Below are 13,495 nucleotides of genomic sequence, written 5' to 3'. Positions count from 1 at the left end.
GGCAGTTCACTGTGTATTCGTCATCCCGCCGTCAACGACGAGCGACTCACCGTTCACGTAGTCCGAGAGATCACTAGCGAGGTACAGCGCCGTATCTGCGACGTCTTCAGGCTGGCCTGCCCGCCGCGACGGAATCGCCTGTAGGAAGTCTTCTTCAGCATCTGTGCCCATGATCGGGTAGTCGTCGGTCGTCATCGTCGTCTCGATCAGCCCCGGATGGATGGCGTTTACCCGAACACCATCGGGTCCCAACTTCGCCGCCATCGCATACGTGAGTAGTCGCACAGCACCCTTCGTCCCACAGTACGTGATGAACTCTCCTGAGCCCTCAAGACCGGCGACCGATGAGATGTTGATGATCCGCCCGCCACCGGCCTCGACCATCCGTTTTGCCGCCGCTTGCGCGCCGAAATAGACACCTTTGACGTTGATGTCCATCATCCGATCAAACGCGTCTTCGTCGACTTCGAGGAATTCCTCGCCGTGGAAGATCCCCGCGTTGTTCACCATTACGGTGACACCACCAAACTCCTCGGCAGCCGCAACCGCAGCCTCGAGGTCGTCGACGTTCGTGACGTCACACTCGACGAACGTCGCCCTCGCCTGCGTTTCGGCCTCAATCAGTTCGTGTGTCGGGTCTCCTCCTTCACGAGGAGACTCCTGAATGTCCGCGATAACGATGTCGGCCCCTTCCGAAGCGAACCGACGGGCAATTGCGCGTCCATTTCCGCTGGAGCCACCGGTAACGACCGCCACGTTGTCTTTGAGTAGTGTGGACATACCACACGATCTACGATGAAAGAAAACATAACTGTATCGCGTCTGTGCGGTTTGAAGGCCATATCGCGGCCTCGGAACTTCGACAGAGCGACCTGACTGGTGCTCTGCCGATGTTCACGGCCGATCCGTCGACACGACCAGCCACTGACTCCGCGCTCCCGTGTACGATCCGTGTTATCTCCTCACACACTTATAAGGAATCAACGCGTACAGCCGCGTATGGCCTCCGAAGAACCCGTGTTCGCCGAAGTGAGCATCGGACAGTCCGTGTACGACGAAGACGGCGAGGAGCTCGGGACGGTCCGCGGCGTCGACGACGACGGCTTCTACGTCTCGTCACCGTCCGGCTCGGAGCCGCTGACGCTCACCGACGCCCGCGACGTGTTCGGCACCGCCTACGTGATGTGGCGCTGCTGGGAGTGCGGCGAGATGGGCGAGATTGGCAAGGAGCTCCCGGCCAACTGCCCGAACTGCGACGCGCCGCGCGAGGAGCTGTACTACTGGGCCGAGGACTGAGACGACGACGGCGGGAACCCCGCTCGTGTCCTCGTCGTTTATTGTTAACCGATTGACTGCGTCGGCGCGGCGAACACCGCCGAAGCCCCAGCCGATCACTTATAAACAGTCAACTGTGAATCGCCGGCGAACACCACCGAAGCCCCAGCCGATCACTTATAAACAGGCAGCTGTGGATCCCCGGCGAACACCACCGAAGCCCNCGAAGCCCCAGCCGATCACTTATAAACAGGCAGCTGTGGATCCCCGGCGAACACCACCGAAGCCCCAGCCGTGAGGCGGGCGCACGCTCGCTGCGCTCCTCACTCGGTCGCTTCGCTCCCTCGTTGCGGTGCTTGCGTCGCCTGCGCCCGCCTCACGACTGCCCCTTCGAGCCCCGCCCCGCACGGCGACCGCACCTCACGCCTCCCCAGCCTCGTCAGTCGCCGTCGCTCCGCTCGGCGACTGACTCCCTCGCACGGGCTCCTCGTGGCCGCCTTCGGCGGCCACTCGGAGGCGCGCGCCACCGCACGTCTCTTTATAAGTAGACGCGACCGCTTCCACAGCCGCTTATACATACTGCGCGGTCACTCCGCGTCGACGAAGTCCCCGAGGTTCGCCTGCAGCCCGGCCGCCATCGTCGACTTCCGGCGGAGTCGACCGACCGAGACCGGGAGGTGGTCGGCGACGCCGCGAACCGCCTCCCCGAACGTCTCGGCGGCCCCGTGTTCGCCCTCGAAGGCGTTCCGGACCGCCTCGCGCACCTGCCAGACGCCGACCGGCCCCCAGTAGTCGTCGGAGACGTGCCGCAACACGAGCGCCTTCGCCTGCCGGCCGCGGTCGTCGAGGTGCTCCAAGACGCCCAGCCGGGCCGCGTAGTAGGCGCCCGCCGTCTCCTCGACGTAGCCGGTCCGGCCCTCGCGCCCCTCGCTGGCGGCCGCGAGGTAGACGCCCGCCTCGGGGTCGGGGTTCCAGATCGAGCCGGGCGACTTCATCTCGACGAGTTCGTACTCCCACCGTCCGGGGACCAGGATCACCCAGAACGCGTTCCCCAAGTACTCGTTCCGGTGGACCTCGATCCGGTCGACCGTCGGGTTGTCGCGGATCGAGCCGCGGAGAAACTGTCCAACCGTGTCGTCGACGGCCGTGATCGACCAGCGCGTCGGGACAAGCCGGCGGTTTCGCCCGCGCCCGAGCGCGCCCGCCGAGAGGATCGTGTTGATCTCGTACACGTCGAACCCGCGGCGGTAGAGGTACGTCATCGCGCCCTCGGCGCGCCAGTCGTCGTCTTCGAGCGTCTTCTTCACCGGGCGCGGGACGTGCGGGTTCTCGCCGAGGTCGGCGGTCCGGGCCGCCGCGCGCGGACCGGTCGGCGTCTTGATGTCTTCCGTGCCGATGTCGAAGTCCAGGTCGGGGGAGCCGTCGAGCCCGATCTCGACGTCGACCGGGCGGTCGGCGATCGCGACCTCACGCTGGACGCCGAGCCACCCGTCCCACGCGTCGTGGACGCTCTCGCTCGGCCCGTCACCGCCGAGGGACGTGACCCCGCCGGTCGCGCCGGCGTCCGCCACGTCGACCCCCCGCGTCGAGTTGAGCAGGCTGGTCCGACGGTCGAACACGTCCGCGATGGAGACGCCCTCGTCGTACCACGCCGCGGAGGTCTCGAAGCGTTCGGCTCGATCCTCGCGCCCGACCGGTGAGAGCAGCCCGGTCGAGACGTTCGGGTAGTTCGAGCGACCGACGAAGATGGAGGGGGAGACGCTGCCGACCACGGCGTCGTCGGAGACGTGCTCCTCGAAGCGCCGCTCGAAGGAGTCGAGGTGGTCGAGGATGCCGTAGTCCTTCTCGGCGGCGAGGCGCCGTCGCTCGGCGCGCTCGTTGGCCTCGAACTCGATGAACTCGTCGAGCCGCATTCGGATCGAGGTTAGGTCCCCGGCGGCTTGAACGTTGCTAGCGAGAGGGAAACCGCGGGCGGGCGGTCTTCCCGGCGGGGCCTAGCTGTGGATCCCCATCGCCTCGATCTGCTCTTGGTACCGGTTGCGGATGGTGACCTCGGTGACCTGCGCGACGTCGGCGACCTCGCGCTGGGTCTTCTTCTCGTTACAGAGGAGCGACGCGGCGTAGATGGCGGCCGCGGCGTACCCGGTTGGGGACTTCCCGGAGAGCAATCCCTTCTCGGCGGTCGTCTCGATGATCTCGTTGGCCTTCGACTGCACCTCCTCGCTCAGTTCGAGCTCGGATGAGAACCGGGGGACGTACTTCTTCGGGTCGACGGGTCGCATCTCCAGTCCGAGCTCTTGGGAGATGTATCGGTACGTCCGGCCGATCTCCTTGCGGTCGACCCGCGAGACGTCGGAGATCTCTTCGAGCGATCGGGGGATTCCCTCCTTGCGACAGGCGGCGTAGAGGGCGGCGGTGGAGACGCCCTCGATCGACCGGCCGCGGATCAGGTCCTCGTTCAGCGCGCGTCGGTNGCGTAGAGGGCGGCGGTGGAGACGCCCTCGATCGACCGGCCGCGGATCAGGTCCTCGTTCAGCGCGCGTCGGTAGATCACCGACGCGACCTCGCGGACCGAGCGCGGGACGCCCAGCGCGCTGGCCATTCTGTCGATCTCGGAGAGCGCGAACTGGAGATTGCGCTCACCGGCGTCCTTCGTCCGAATCCGCTCCTGCCACTTGCGGAGCCGGTGCATCTGGGACCGCTTCTTCGAGGAGATGGAGCGACCGTACGCGTCCTTGTCCTTCCAGTCGATCGTCGTCGTCAGCCCCTTGTCGTGCATCGTCTTCGTCGTCGGGGCGCCGACGCGCGACTTCTCCTGTCGCTCCGAGTGGTTGAACGCGCGCCACTCCGGCCCGGGGTCGATCTGCTCCTCCTCGATGATCATCCCCGTCTCCTCGTGTATCAGTTCCCCGTCGGCCGTCCTCGTGAGCTCTTCCGGGTCGAAATCCTCTGGGTCCAGTTCGTCGGGGTCCAACTCCGTCGTGTCGACCCCCTCGGCGTCGGTTTCAGTCTCGTCGGCGTCCTCGTCCCGCACACGCTGCCGGTCGTGATCCCGTTGCCGGGTTGGCCGTGTCATCGCATTTATATACTATCCAAACGAATTAACTTAAAAGTTCGTTAGAGTGGTGGTGTGTCACACAGAAACACGATCTGCGGAGAGCTCGGAGCGGACGGCCGCTCCGGCCGGGCCGTCGACGAGTACCGAGTCCTCACATGACGGACGGGGCGGACGGACAGGCCTTTGTCCGGCGAGCGCGGAAGCCATTCGAATGCCGACGATCGACTGCGATCCGGCGACCGCGCGGGCCCGCTTGACGGACGCCGGCGTCCGGATCGACGAGGGGAACACCGCCCACGAGCGGTGGCGCGCCGAGCGAGAGGGCGCCGTCGCCGTCGCGTACGACGACAAGGTCGTCGTCCAAGGGAGCGATCCGACCCGCCTGACGGCCCTGCTGAACGAGGGCGGCGGTCGCGCGCACGTCTACTTCGACGGCGCCTCGCGCGGGAACCCCGGTCCGGCCGCGGTCGGCTGGTGTCTGGTCACGTCGGACGGGATCGTCGCCGAGGGGGGTGAGCGGATCGGTCGCGCCACCAACAACCAGGCCGAGTACGCCGCGCTGATCCGGGCGCTGGAGGCCGCCGACGAGTACGGGTTCGACGAGATCGACGTCCGCGGCGACTCCCAGCTGATCGTCAAGCAGGTGCGCGGCGAGTGGAACGCCAACGACCCGGAGCTCCGCGAGCGGCGGGTCCGCGTCCGCGAGCTGCTGGACCGGTTCGACCGGTGGTCGATCGGCCACGTTCCGCGAGAGATAAACGACCGGGCCGACGATCTGGCGAACGAGGCACTCGATGACGCGAACTGACGACGAACCACCGGAGTGGGCGAAGGAACGGGCGCGAGAAGTGATGGCGGCGGAGACCGACGACGGGACGACCGGCGACGGAACGTCGGAGGGGGCCGACGCCGACGCGGGCGGTGACGCCGACCGCGTCCCCGACGTGCCGGCCGAGGTCGTCGACGAGGCGGAGCGGCTCACCCGGCTCGCCCGCGGGACCGAGGACGAGGCGGCCGCCGCGTTCTACCGCGAGCGCCGCGACGAGCTGGTCGACGGGTACGACTACGTCCCGCGGCTCCGCGAGGATGACGACACGCTCGTGTTGTACCCCGACGAGTGGATGGACGATGGGACCGTCCAGCTCGACCGGATCGAGACGACCGACCGGGCCGTCGAGGTGTCGCTGTCGGGGCCGGGCGACGCCGACCGCTACCGCGAGATCGCCGCGTACAACGACGCGGTCGCCGACGCGGTCGCCGAGACGCACGACGCGGTCCACGCCGACACCGCTCAGAGCTTCGCCGCGTTCATGAGCAACCACTACGTGCGCGCGGTCGACGACGCGACGCCCGACGTGCGCGCGGAGTTCCGCGAGGAGTACCTCCCGCGGAACGGCTGGCCGAGCGACGAGCAGCTGGCGGTCGTCGACGAGTCGCTGGGCGTGATCGAGTCAGTCGCGGCGGACGTGGACGGCCCTGAGGGGTCGTAGGCGGCACGGCTCTGAGGGGTCGTAGGCGGCGGCCCGCAGTACCCCGCGATGGCCCACGGAGCGGCCGCTCAGGGATCGAGCGCGCGCGGCTTTCGCCGCGCTCGTGTGCCAAGAGTGTCGGTTGCCGCTCGGTACGTCTGCGACGCGGCCGTCGTTACTCGCCGAGGAGCGCGCGGACCTCGTCCGCGCGCGCCTCGTCGGTGACGAACCGATCGAGGACCCACTCCAGCTGGGCGAGGACGGCGTCGTGGCCCGCCTCGGTGAGCTCGTACTGGTTGGTCCGCTTGTCGAGCTCGCTCTTCTCGACGAGCCCCTCCTCGACGAGGTCGTCGAGGTTCGGGTAGAGCCGACCGTGGTTTACCTCCGAGCCGTAGTACGACTCAAGCTCGCGTTTGATCGCGAGCCCGTACATGGGCTCCTCCGAGAGGATCGCGAGGATGTTCTGTTGGAACGCCGTTAAGTCCGCCGCCGTCCGCGTCTGTGAGCCATCGGTGACTGATTGTGCCTCTGACATAGCTAGATGAAGGGAACCCGAACTTATAACCTTTCTCAAGGTTCACGAACGTTTAAATACTTCATCAGTGGTAAAAACGGCGAGTCCCACCGCCGCCCGGGGGAGCGGACTCGAGCGCGCCGATCCGGTCGATTTTCGTCATCAACCGATCGCCGACGTAAGGCGGAAATACACGACAGATCCTCGACCGGATCGGGTCGTTCGGGCCAAATATGTCACCCGAGATATCGGTGTCCCCGGCCGGAATTCCCGTCGCTCGGCAGAGGTCGTCGGCGGGCCGGAAAATGTGCCGTTCGGGGGCTCGCGACGAGAACCCGAAAGGACTTTGCGAGCCATGGACGGAGTACACCTCACATGGCCAATCTCTGGGAAGATCTCGAGACGGGACCGAACGCGCCGGACGAGATCTACGCCGTCGTTGAGTGTCTCAAAGGCGAGCGGAACAAGTACGAGTACGACAAGGACATCCCCGGCGTCGTCCTCGACCGCGTGCTGCACTCGAACGTCCACTACCCGTACGACTACGGCTTCATCCCGCAGTCGTACTACGACGACGAGGACCCCTTCGACGTGATGGTGCTCGTCGAGGACCAGACGTTCCCCGGCTGCGTGATCGAGGCCCGCCCCGTCGCGCTGATGAAGATGGACGACGACGGCGAGCAGGACGACAAGGTGATCGCGGTGCCGACAGAGGACCCGCGGTTCGACCACATCGACGACCTCGACGACATCCCGAAGCAGATCCGCGACGAGATTGACGAGTTCTTCTCGACGTACAAGAACCTCGAAGCGGGCAAAGAGGTCGAGACTCTCGGGTGGGAGGACAAGCAGGCCGCGAAGGACGCGATCGAACACGCGCAGGACCTGTACGACGAAGAGTTCCAGTAGTCCGATCCGAAAACGCGAGACGGCTTCGGCCCCGATGCGGTGAATAACCCTCGAGCATACCCACCCGCGCCGCGGATGCGTTATGCCCATGGGTAATTTTTAGGGTATCGGTCGTCTACACGCAGGTAGAGCCATGAGCGCACACAGCCAGCCGTCCGTCGGCATCGACCACCCGACGGTCGTCCCCGCCAACTTCGAGCCGGAAGACGACGACGACGGGTCCGGAGACGCGGCCCAAGACGGGGAGGCGGACCGCTAGTCGGCTCAGACGTTCTCGACGACCGCGGAGAGTTGTTGGGCCCCGTCGACGAACGACTCGAACCGGTCGTCGACCCACTCGATCACCTTCGAGTCTGTCGATTCGAGCACGCAGCGAGGGTTGTTTCTGCGGTCGTAGGCGGTCACGCACGCGACCTCCCCGCGTCTGAAGATCCCGTATTCGATCGGTTCGGGGGAGACGTACACCGTCGCACCGTCGTCGTGGAGCGCCCGGTCAGTCGCCGAACCGAACTCCGAGATCGACTCCGCGACCACGTCCCGGTCGATGACGAGTTCGACCTGGGCGCCCGCGTCGATCGCCTCCGCGGCCGCGTCGTTGAACTGCTGGATGACGATGGGCGAGACGGCGCGGATCTCTGAGCCGCACCCCTCGCGCAGCAGCTCTGTGAGTCGGTCGACGACCGCGAGCGGGTTGCGATCGGCCGCGACGGTCAGCTCTCCGGTGCCGATCGCCGAGGGCGGGAAGTCGGCGCCGACGCGTTCGAGGTCGGCGGCGAACTGCCCGTATCGGTCGGCGACCTCGACCTCGTCGAGCAGCGTCTCGTACGCGTCGTGGACCCTGGCCCCGGTCGGCGTCACGTGGTAGGCCGCGTCGCGCTTGACGACCCAGTCGCGCTCGCGGAACCCCGAGAGGATGCGCTGGACCGTCGTCCGCGTCGCGTCGACCGCGGCCGTGAGGTCCGCCGGGCGGCGCGGCTCCTCGCGAAGCGACCGGAGTATCGCGACGCGGACGGGAGACCCGGCGAGGTACTGTGCGCCGTCGTGTCCGTCGTCGGCCGTCATCGTGCGGCCCGTGTGTTCGACCACCGCACTGTTAACCGTACCGCGTCGCGTTTCGGCGAGAGGGTCGCCTCGCACCGAGAGACGGCGTGCCGCGCGTCCCGCGACCCCCTCACGGCTGGTACCGGAACGAGACGACGGTGCCGATGGTGTCCTCGCCGTCGATGGCCTCGGTGGTGACGGTCGCGGCGACGACCGCGTCCGCGCCGAGCGCCTCCTCGATCACCGCGGTGAGCGCCTCGGGGTCGGCCCCCTGTTGGAGCACCGGCACTCGGACCTGTCGCCGGTTGACGGCGACGTCGCCGAGGTCGTAGTCGGTGTGCTCAAACGCCTCACGGACGGCCGCGTTGACGTCAGTCATGCTCCTCCCTCCGTCGGGGAAGCGGAAAAAACAGTGGGGCGACCCCCCGAAACCGGCTTCACGACGGCGGTCGTAGGCGGTGACGAGGCGAACGGACCGAGCGGCATCTCCTGAGCGATCGTTAATTTATTATTGAATTAGTGTTCAAATATTCGAGAATAGTTACCGCAAAACGGTTTTGATGTTAATATCACGCGATATTCTGTGTAATATGCACGAAAGTGTTGCAGACTACGTGGCAGAGCACCCGAAGATGGCCGGCGTCCTGTTCACCGCGCTCCTCCTGCTGACGCAGGCGGCGCCCGCGGCGGCGAATGCGATGGCAACCACCCCCGGTCCCTAATTATTCAAATTCATCACTCCAGCTCAAGCCGGAAGTGGTGAAGACAGGAAGTACCTCTAAATTGAGAAACTTTCCTAGCTGCTGGTCGCTGATGTTGCTCAGATCAACGTCACCCGGGACATAATAATTTGATGAGTCAGAACCGGTATTTGGAGTTGTTAGAGATCCGGAACCGTATGGACCATTTGGATATACTTCTATAGAAAGATTCCAGGGAGTTTCCTCACCATTTATATTGACAACAACAGCCGCCCCGCTCCGACTCTGACAGATCGTCGTCCCGCCGTCGCCGACGACGATGTATTGGTGACCCGTGATCAGCTCCCGCTTGGCGACGTGGAGCGCGGTGCGGAGGTTGAAGCCGCTGTTCATCAGGCGGGCGACGATCCGGCCGAGCTGGGTCGCGGGCGAGTTCGCCACGTCGGAGAGGGTGACGATGCCGCCCCGGGAGCCGCGGTGGACGAGGGCCTCGCCCTGCTGGTAGGACTGGCAGGCGTTGAGCAGGAAGGCGCTGACGCCGACGTCGAGGTCCGCGGCGGTGAGGTCGAGGTACTCGTCGGTACACTGCATCCCGCGGTCGTCGACGTGACCGATGTAGTGGAGGAAGTCGACGTCGGACTCGAGCGTCTCGCGCATCTCCTCGCGGGTGAGGTCGTGGCGCACCTCGATGTCGAACTGGACCATGTCGCGAAGGCCGTACAAGTCGGCGACCTCGCCCTCCTCGCGCATCTGCTCGTCGTTACAGACGACGAGCACGGAGATCCGCGACTGCTCGACCGCGCCCGCCTCCAGCCGGCGGTGGTAGGCGTCGAGGGTGGCCTTGTTGGCGTCGAGCGGGACGCCGGCGCCGACCCACGCGTGCTCGACCGTGTCGACCGGCTCGGGCCGGATGAAGTCGGCGTCGGTCGGCACCGCACCGCGCTCCGACGAGGCGTCGGCGCCGCGGGTGGGTTCGGTTCCGATCCCTCGGGTTGGTTCGCTCCCGGCGGCCCCGCGGGTGAGTTCGCTTCCGGCGGCCCCGCGGACGAACTCGTCCGGCCCGAGCGTCGCCGCGCCGGCCCCCGGCCCGCGGAAGAACCCGAGCCCGTCCGCCTCGCCGGCCGTCGCGGGGGTCACCGTCTCCGGGGACCGGACGATTGACAGCTCGCCGGCGACGAACGGGAGCATCTCCACGTTGTCGGGGTCGGGGCGCACGTCGGTCGTCAGCGTCCACTGAGGCAGCTCCGGCTCGACGCGCTCGAAGGGCACGTCGAGGTACTCGCCGAGCCGCTCCGCGAGCGGGAGGTCGTACAGCCGCCCCCAGTCGAGGTCGAGGTCGGTGGTCTCGCGCTCGTGGAGGTCGACCGGGTAGAACCCCTCCGTCCGCGCGAGACAGTCGAAGTGGAACGCCTGCCGGAGCACCTCCGCGGTCCGTCGCTCGAAGTCGGGCTCGAGCGAGTGCATCCAGCCGTCGCCTTCGATCCGGGGGGCGTCCCCGGGGACCACGTCGGCGGCGAAGTAGTACGCGAGCGAGACCACCGGGTAGAGGGAGCGGTACTCCGGGGGGACGACGATTCGGACCCCGGAGTCGAGCGGCTCGACGCGGTCGGGGACGCGGAACTCGTCGCCGGGCTCGATCAGCGGCGGGTGCCCGCGGAGCGTGGGGAACGACCGCTCCGGGCTCGTCGTCTGGAGCGCGGAACCGAGCAGGGAGACGGCGTCCATCAGCGACTCGGGGTCCGTGGGCGTCTCGATCGTCCCCGCCGGGACCTGGTGGAGCGATCGGAACCCGAGCGTGACCTCGGCGGCGACATCGAGGTCGATCCGGGTCGTCCGCTCCGTCGTCGACACCGAGAAGGGCGCCTCGAACGAGAGGTACAGCTTCGTCGGCGCCGGGTCGATCCCGACGTGATACGCCCCCGCCGGCATCGCGTAGGAGTCGCCGCGGGTGAGCAGCGTCCCGTCGCCGGAGCGCGTCTCGACGACCGCGACGCGGGGGATCTCGATGGACCCGGTCTCGACGGTCACGCTCGCGTCGACCGGGAAGTAGTGGGCGTCCTCCGGGCTCGCGACCGGCTCGACCGACCGGTCGGTGTACACCTCGAACTGCGTGTTCTCGATGTGATCCGTGACGGTGAGCCCGGCCGCCTCGGACAGCGGGTCGATGTCGATGCTCATGGGGGAGGCCGCGTTCGGTCTGCCGTGGAGTCGCCGCGGTGGCGATGCGTTGCGGCCGTTGTTACCGATTTCTGGGGCGACCCGGCGATAAAGCTTGTGTCGGGGGATCGCCGCGGACCGAACGGATAAAGGGGCGGCCGGCCCACATTCGCGTAATGATCACGCTTGGAACGGCTCGCGCCTCGCCGGGGGAGACGGACACGGGCCGTCTCGATGTCGGCGAGACGCGGGACGGAAGTCCCGTCCGACTGCCGGTCGCCGTTATCAACGGCGCCGAGGACGGCGAGACGCTGTACGTGCAGGCAGTCAGCGACGGCGACGAGCTCAACGGGCTCGGCGTCGTCAACCGCGTCGTCCCCCGACTCGATCCGGCGGAGCTGTCCGGGACCGTCCTCGTCGTCGGCGTCGTCAACTACTTCGCGTTCCAGGTCGCCGAGCACCGGAATCCGATCGACGACCGGAAGATGAACCGCGGCTACCCCGGCGACGAGGACGGAACGACGAGCGAGCGCATCGCCCACGCGACGTTCCAGGCCGCGAAGCGGGCGGACCTCATCCTCGATCTCCACCAAGGGTCGACCAGCAGGATGATAAACGAGACGCGGGTCCGCTGCGGGATCCGCCACCACCTCCACGGCGACTGCTTGGAGCTGGCGAAGGCCTTCGGCTGCGGCCACGTCCTCGACATCAAGGGGCCGGACGGACAGCTCGCGCGCGCCGGCCCGGAACACGGGATCCCGACCATCGACCCCGAGCTCGGCGGCTGCGTCGGCTGGGACGAGGAGTCGATCCGGTACGGCGTCGAGGGCGTGTTCAACGTGCTCCGCCACTACGGCTTCCTCGACGGCGACGTCGAACTCGAACGGCAGACCAGGGCGCGCGGCTTCGACCAGTACGGCTCCCCCGCGGGCGGACTGGTCCGGTTCGAGCGCGAGCTCGGCGAGCGCGTCTCGACCGGTGACGTCCTCTACGAGGTGACTGACGTGTTCGGCGAGCTGAAAGCGCAGGTGACCGCCGACGACGACGGGGTCTTCTGGCGCACGCGGCGGCTCCCGCAGGTCGCCGCCGGCGAGTACGTCTGTTCGGTCGGCACCAACGTCGACCGGTACTGATGCCCGACGACCGCGGTCCGGCCCGCGACCTCGCCTGTCCCGAGTGCGGCGCGACGGTGCGAGACCGGTGGCGCTGCGAGTGCGGCGCCCCGTTGGAGTTCGCCGCCCCGCCGATTCCGCAGGGACCGGCACCGGACACGGGGAGCGACGGACGCGGTGAGGGCGACGGGCTCGACGCCCGGGACGGGCTCTGGGCGTTCGAGGCGTTTCTCGCCGTCGGCGACGACCCCGCCGACCGAGTGACGCTCGGCGAGGGAATGACGCCGCTCGTCGACGCGGACGGCGGGAAGCCGGGGGGCGACGCGACGGCGGACGGAGATGGGCCGGCGGACGCGGGCGAGTGGAACGCCGCGTTCAAACTCGAGTACGTCTTCCCCACCGGCTCGTTCAAGGACCGCGGCGCGACGACGACGCTCACGCGGGCCCGCGAGCTGGGCGTCGAGCGCGTCGTCGAGGACTCCTCCGGTAACGCCGGCGCCGCGATCGCCACGTACGCGGCGCGCGCCGGGATCGACGCCGCGGTGTACGTCCCGGCCGACGTCAAGGCCGCGAAGCTCCGCGCGATCCGGCGAGCCGGCGCCGAGCCGATCCGGGTCGAGGGCTCCCGCGCGGACGTGACCGAGGCGTGCGTGGCCGCGCTCGGCGAGGGCGACGAGGGCGGACAGCGCGGTGATGGCGTCGGGTCCGCGTGGTACGCCAGCCACGCGTGGAACCCAGCCTTCTTCGAGGGGACCGCCACGGTCGCCTACGAGATCGCGTTCCAGCGCGGCTGGGAGGCCCCCGACGCGGTCGTGACCCCGCTCGGGCACGGCACGCTGTTCCTCGGCGCCCACCGCGGGTTCCGCCGGCTGAAGCGCGCGGGCTGGATCGACGAGGTCCCACGGCTGTTCGGCGCGCAGGCGGCCGGCGTCGCGCCGGTCGTCCGCGAACTCCACGGGGCGGAGGCGGCCGACCCCGCGGGGCGCGTCAACGCGGCCGCCGACGGGATCCAGATCGCCGAACCGGTCCGGAAGCGGGAGATCCTCGACGCCGTCGCCGACACCGACGGCGACGCCCTCGCGGTCACGCAGGCGGCGGCGGAGCGGGAGCTCGACCGGCTTCACGCCGCGGGCTTTTACACCGAACCGACCTGCGCGGTGGCGCCGGCGGCGCTCCGTGACCTCCGCGAGCGCGGCGTTCTCGCGGCCGACGACGACGTGGTCGTCCCCCTGACCGGGAGCGGGCTGAAGGGGTAAACT

Annotated in this window: 14 protein-coding genes and 1 pseudogene; 8 read left to right on the top strand and 7 right to left on the bottom strand. The window is 67.9% G+C overall.

Annotated elements, in window-relative coordinates; all coding sequences use genetic code 11:
* Positions 1 to 6: 6 nt before the first annotated feature.
* Positions 7 to 780 (bottom strand): SDR family oxidoreductase, encoded by a 774-nt coding sequence (locus C468_RS10785; RefSeq protein WP_008848920.1) that lies wholly within the window; start codon positions 778 to 780, stop codon positions 7 to 9.
* Positions 781 to 999: 219 nt separating this feature from the next.
* On the opposite strand from C468_RS10785, the gene C468_RS10780 reads away from it, so the two are divergent.
* Positions 1,000 to 1,296, top strand: coding sequence for a PRC-barrel domain-containing protein (locus C468_RS10780; protein ID WP_008848919.1), 297 nt, complete (start codon positions 1,000 to 1,002; stop codon positions 1,294 to 1,296).
* Between the two features lie 566 nt (positions 1,297 to 1,862).
* On the opposite strand, the gene nreA is transcribed toward C468_RS10780, so the two are convergent.
* Together nreA and C468_RS10770 are read right to left on the bottom strand one after the other, a co-directional pair.
* The gene (nreA, locus tag C468_RS10775) at positions 1,863 to 3,188 is read right to left on the bottom strand and encodes a DNA repair protein NreA (protein WP_008848918.1); all 1,326 of its coding nucleotides are present in this window, start codon (positions 3,186 to 3,188) and stop codon (positions 1,863 to 1,865) included.
* 81 nt (positions 3,189 to 3,269) lie between these two features.
* Positions 3,270 to 4,351: pseudogene (locus C468_RS10770) on the bottom strand (transcription initiation factor IIB).
* Positions 4,352 to 4,544: 193 nt separating this feature from the next.
* Here C468_RS10770 and rnhA point away from each other — a divergent pair.
* Both rnhA and C468_RS10760 read left to right on the top strand, forming a co-directional pair.
* Positions 4,545 to 5,141, top strand: coding sequence for a ribonuclease HI (gene rnhA / locus C468_RS10765; RefSeq protein WP_008848915.1), 597 nt, complete (start codon positions 4,545 to 4,547; stop codon positions 5,139 to 5,141).
* Positions 5,128 to 5,823, top strand: a complete 696-nt coding sequence (locus C468_RS10760; RefSeq protein WP_008848914.1) for a DUF7108 domain-containing protein — start codon at positions 5,128 to 5,130, stop codon at positions 5,821 to 5,823. The genes rnhA and C468_RS10760 overlap by 14 nt, the downstream gene beginning before the upstream one ends.
* Before the next feature lie 154 nt (positions 5,824 to 5,977).
* Here the strand turns inward: C468_RS10760 and C468_RS10755 are convergent, their stop codons facing one another.
* Positions 5,978 to 6,337, bottom strand: coding sequence for a PadR family transcriptional regulator (locus C468_RS10755; protein ID WP_008848913.1), 360 nt, complete (start codon positions 6,335 to 6,337; stop codon positions 5,978 to 5,980).
* A 354-nt stretch (positions 6,338 to 6,691) separates the two neighbouring features.
* Between C468_RS10755 and C468_RS10750 the strand changes: the two genes are divergently transcribed.
* Together C468_RS10750 and C468_RS19115 are read left to right on the top strand one after the other, a co-directional pair.
* A complete protein-coding gene (locus C468_RS10750; protein WP_008848912.1) occupies positions 6,692 to 7,225 on the top strand; it encodes an inorganic diphosphatase in 534 nt (177 codons plus the stop codon).
* A 133-nt stretch (positions 7,226 to 7,358) separates the two neighbouring features.
* The gene (locus C468_RS19115; RefSeq protein ID WP_008848911.1) at positions 7,359 to 7,484 is read left to right on the top strand and encodes a hypothetical protein; all 126 of its coding nucleotides are present in this window, start codon (positions 7,359 to 7,361) and stop codon (positions 7,482 to 7,484) included.
* Positions 7,485 to 7,489: 5 nt separating this feature from the next.
* On the opposite strand, the gene C468_RS10745 is transcribed toward C468_RS19115, so the two are convergent.
* Positions 7,490 to 8,287, bottom strand: a complete 798-nt coding sequence (locus tag C468_RS10745) for a helix-turn-helix transcriptional regulator (RefSeq protein WP_049912186.1) — start codon at positions 8,285 to 8,287, stop codon at positions 7,490 to 7,492.
* Positions 8,288 to 8,396: 109 nt separating this feature from the next.
* The gene (locus C468_RS10740; protein WP_008848909.1) at positions 8,397 to 8,645 is read right to left on the bottom strand and encodes a hypothetical protein; all 249 of its coding nucleotides are present in this window, start codon (positions 8,643 to 8,645) and stop codon (positions 8,397 to 8,399) included.
* 211 nt (positions 8,646 to 8,856) lie between these two features.
* Between C468_RS10740 and C468_RS19110 the strand changes: the two genes are divergently transcribed.
* Entirely contained in the window at positions 8,857 to 8,988 is a 132-nt protein-coding gene (locus C468_RS19110; RefSeq protein ID WP_008848908.1) for a DUF7503 family protein, read from the top strand.
* On the opposite strand, the gene C468_RS10735 is transcribed toward C468_RS19110, so the two are convergent.
* Positions 8,989 to 11,145, bottom strand: coding sequence for a caspase family protein (locus C468_RS10735; protein ID WP_008848907.1), 2,157 nt, complete (start codon positions 11,143 to 11,145; stop codon positions 8,989 to 8,991).
* 155 nt (positions 11,146 to 11,300) lie between these two features.
* Here C468_RS10735 and C468_RS10730 point away from each other — a divergent pair, with 155 nt between their 5' ends.
* Positions 11,301 to 12,257: a succinylglutamate desuccinylase/aspartoacylase family protein gene (locus C468_RS10730; protein ID WP_008848906.1), complete on the top strand. Its 957-nt coding sequence runs from the start codon at positions 11,301 to 11,303 to the stop codon at positions 12,255 to 12,257.
* On the top strand, positions 12,257 to 13,492 hold the full coding sequence (locus C468_RS10725) for a pyridoxal-phosphate dependent enzyme (RefSeq protein WP_008848905.1): 1,236 nt from the start codon (positions 12,257 to 12,259) through the stop codon (positions 13,490 to 13,492). Before C468_RS10730 ends, C468_RS10725 begins: the two co-directional genes overlap by 1 nt.
* Positions 13,493 to 13,495: the final 3 nt, after the last annotated feature.

Source organism: Halorubrum kocurii JCM 14978, from assembly GCF_000337355.1.
In the GTDB taxonomy this organism is placed as follows: domain Archaea; phylum Halobacteriota; class Halobacteria; order Halobacteriales; family Haloferacaceae; genus Halorubrum; species Halorubrum kocurii.
The sequence above is the reverse complement of the archived record's forward strand: the minus strand, read 5'-3'. Positions and strand labels throughout refer to the sequence as shown.

Excerpts from the sequence above, each read along its gene's own strand:
- C468_RS10785 (WP_008848920.1), bottom strand. The coding sequence starts at position 780 with ATGTCCACACTACTCAAAGACAACGTGGCGGTCGTTACCGGTGGCTCC.
- C468_RS10780 (WP_008848919.1), top strand. The coding sequence starts at position 1,000 with ATGGCCTCCGAAGAACCCGTGTTCGCCGAAGTGAGCATCGGACAGTCC.
- nreA (WP_008848918.1), bottom strand. The coding sequence starts at position 3,188 with ATGCGGCTCGACGAGTTCATCGAGTTCGAGGCCAACGAGCGCGCCGAG.
- rnhA (WP_008848915.1), top strand. The coding sequence starts at position 4,545 with ATGCCGACGATCGACTGCGATCCGGCGACCGCGCGGGCCCGCTTGACG.
- C468_RS10760 (WP_008848914.1), top strand. The coding sequence starts at position 5,128 with ATGACGCGAACTGACGACGAACCACCGGAGTGGGCGAAGGAACGGGCG.
- C468_RS10755 (WP_008848913.1), bottom strand. The coding sequence starts at position 6,337 with ATGTCAGAGGCACAATCAGTCACCGATGGCTCACAGACGCGGACGGCG.
- C468_RS10750 (WP_008848912.1), top strand. The coding sequence starts at position 6,692 with ATGGCCAATCTCTGGGAAGATCTCGAGACGGGACCGAACGCGCCGGAC.
- C468_RS19115 (WP_008848911.1), top strand. The coding sequence starts at position 7,359 with ATGAGCGCACACAGCCAGCCGTCCGTCGGCATCGACCACCCGACGGTC.
- C468_RS10745 (WP_049912186.1), bottom strand. The coding sequence starts at position 8,287 with ATGACGGCCGACGACGGACACGACGGCGCACAGTACCTCGCCGGGTCT.
- C468_RS10740 (WP_008848909.1), bottom strand. The coding sequence starts at position 8,645 with ATGACTGACGTCAACGCGGCCGTCCGTGAGGCGTTTGAGCACACCGAC.
- C468_RS19110 (WP_008848908.1), top strand. The coding sequence starts at position 8,857 with ATGCACGAAAGTGTTGCAGACTACGTGGCAGAGCACCCGAAGATGGCC.
- C468_RS10735 (WP_008848907.1), bottom strand. The coding sequence starts at position 11,145 with ATGAGCATCGACATCGACCCGCTGTCCGAGGCGGCCGGGCTCACCGTC.
- C468_RS10730 (WP_008848906.1), top strand. The coding sequence starts at position 11,301 with ATGATCACGCTTGGAACGGCTCGCGCCTCGCCGGGGGAGACGGACACG.
- C468_RS10725 (WP_008848905.1), top strand. The coding sequence starts at position 12,257 with ATGCCCGACGACCGCGGTCCGGCCCGCGACCTCGCCTGTCCCGAGTGC.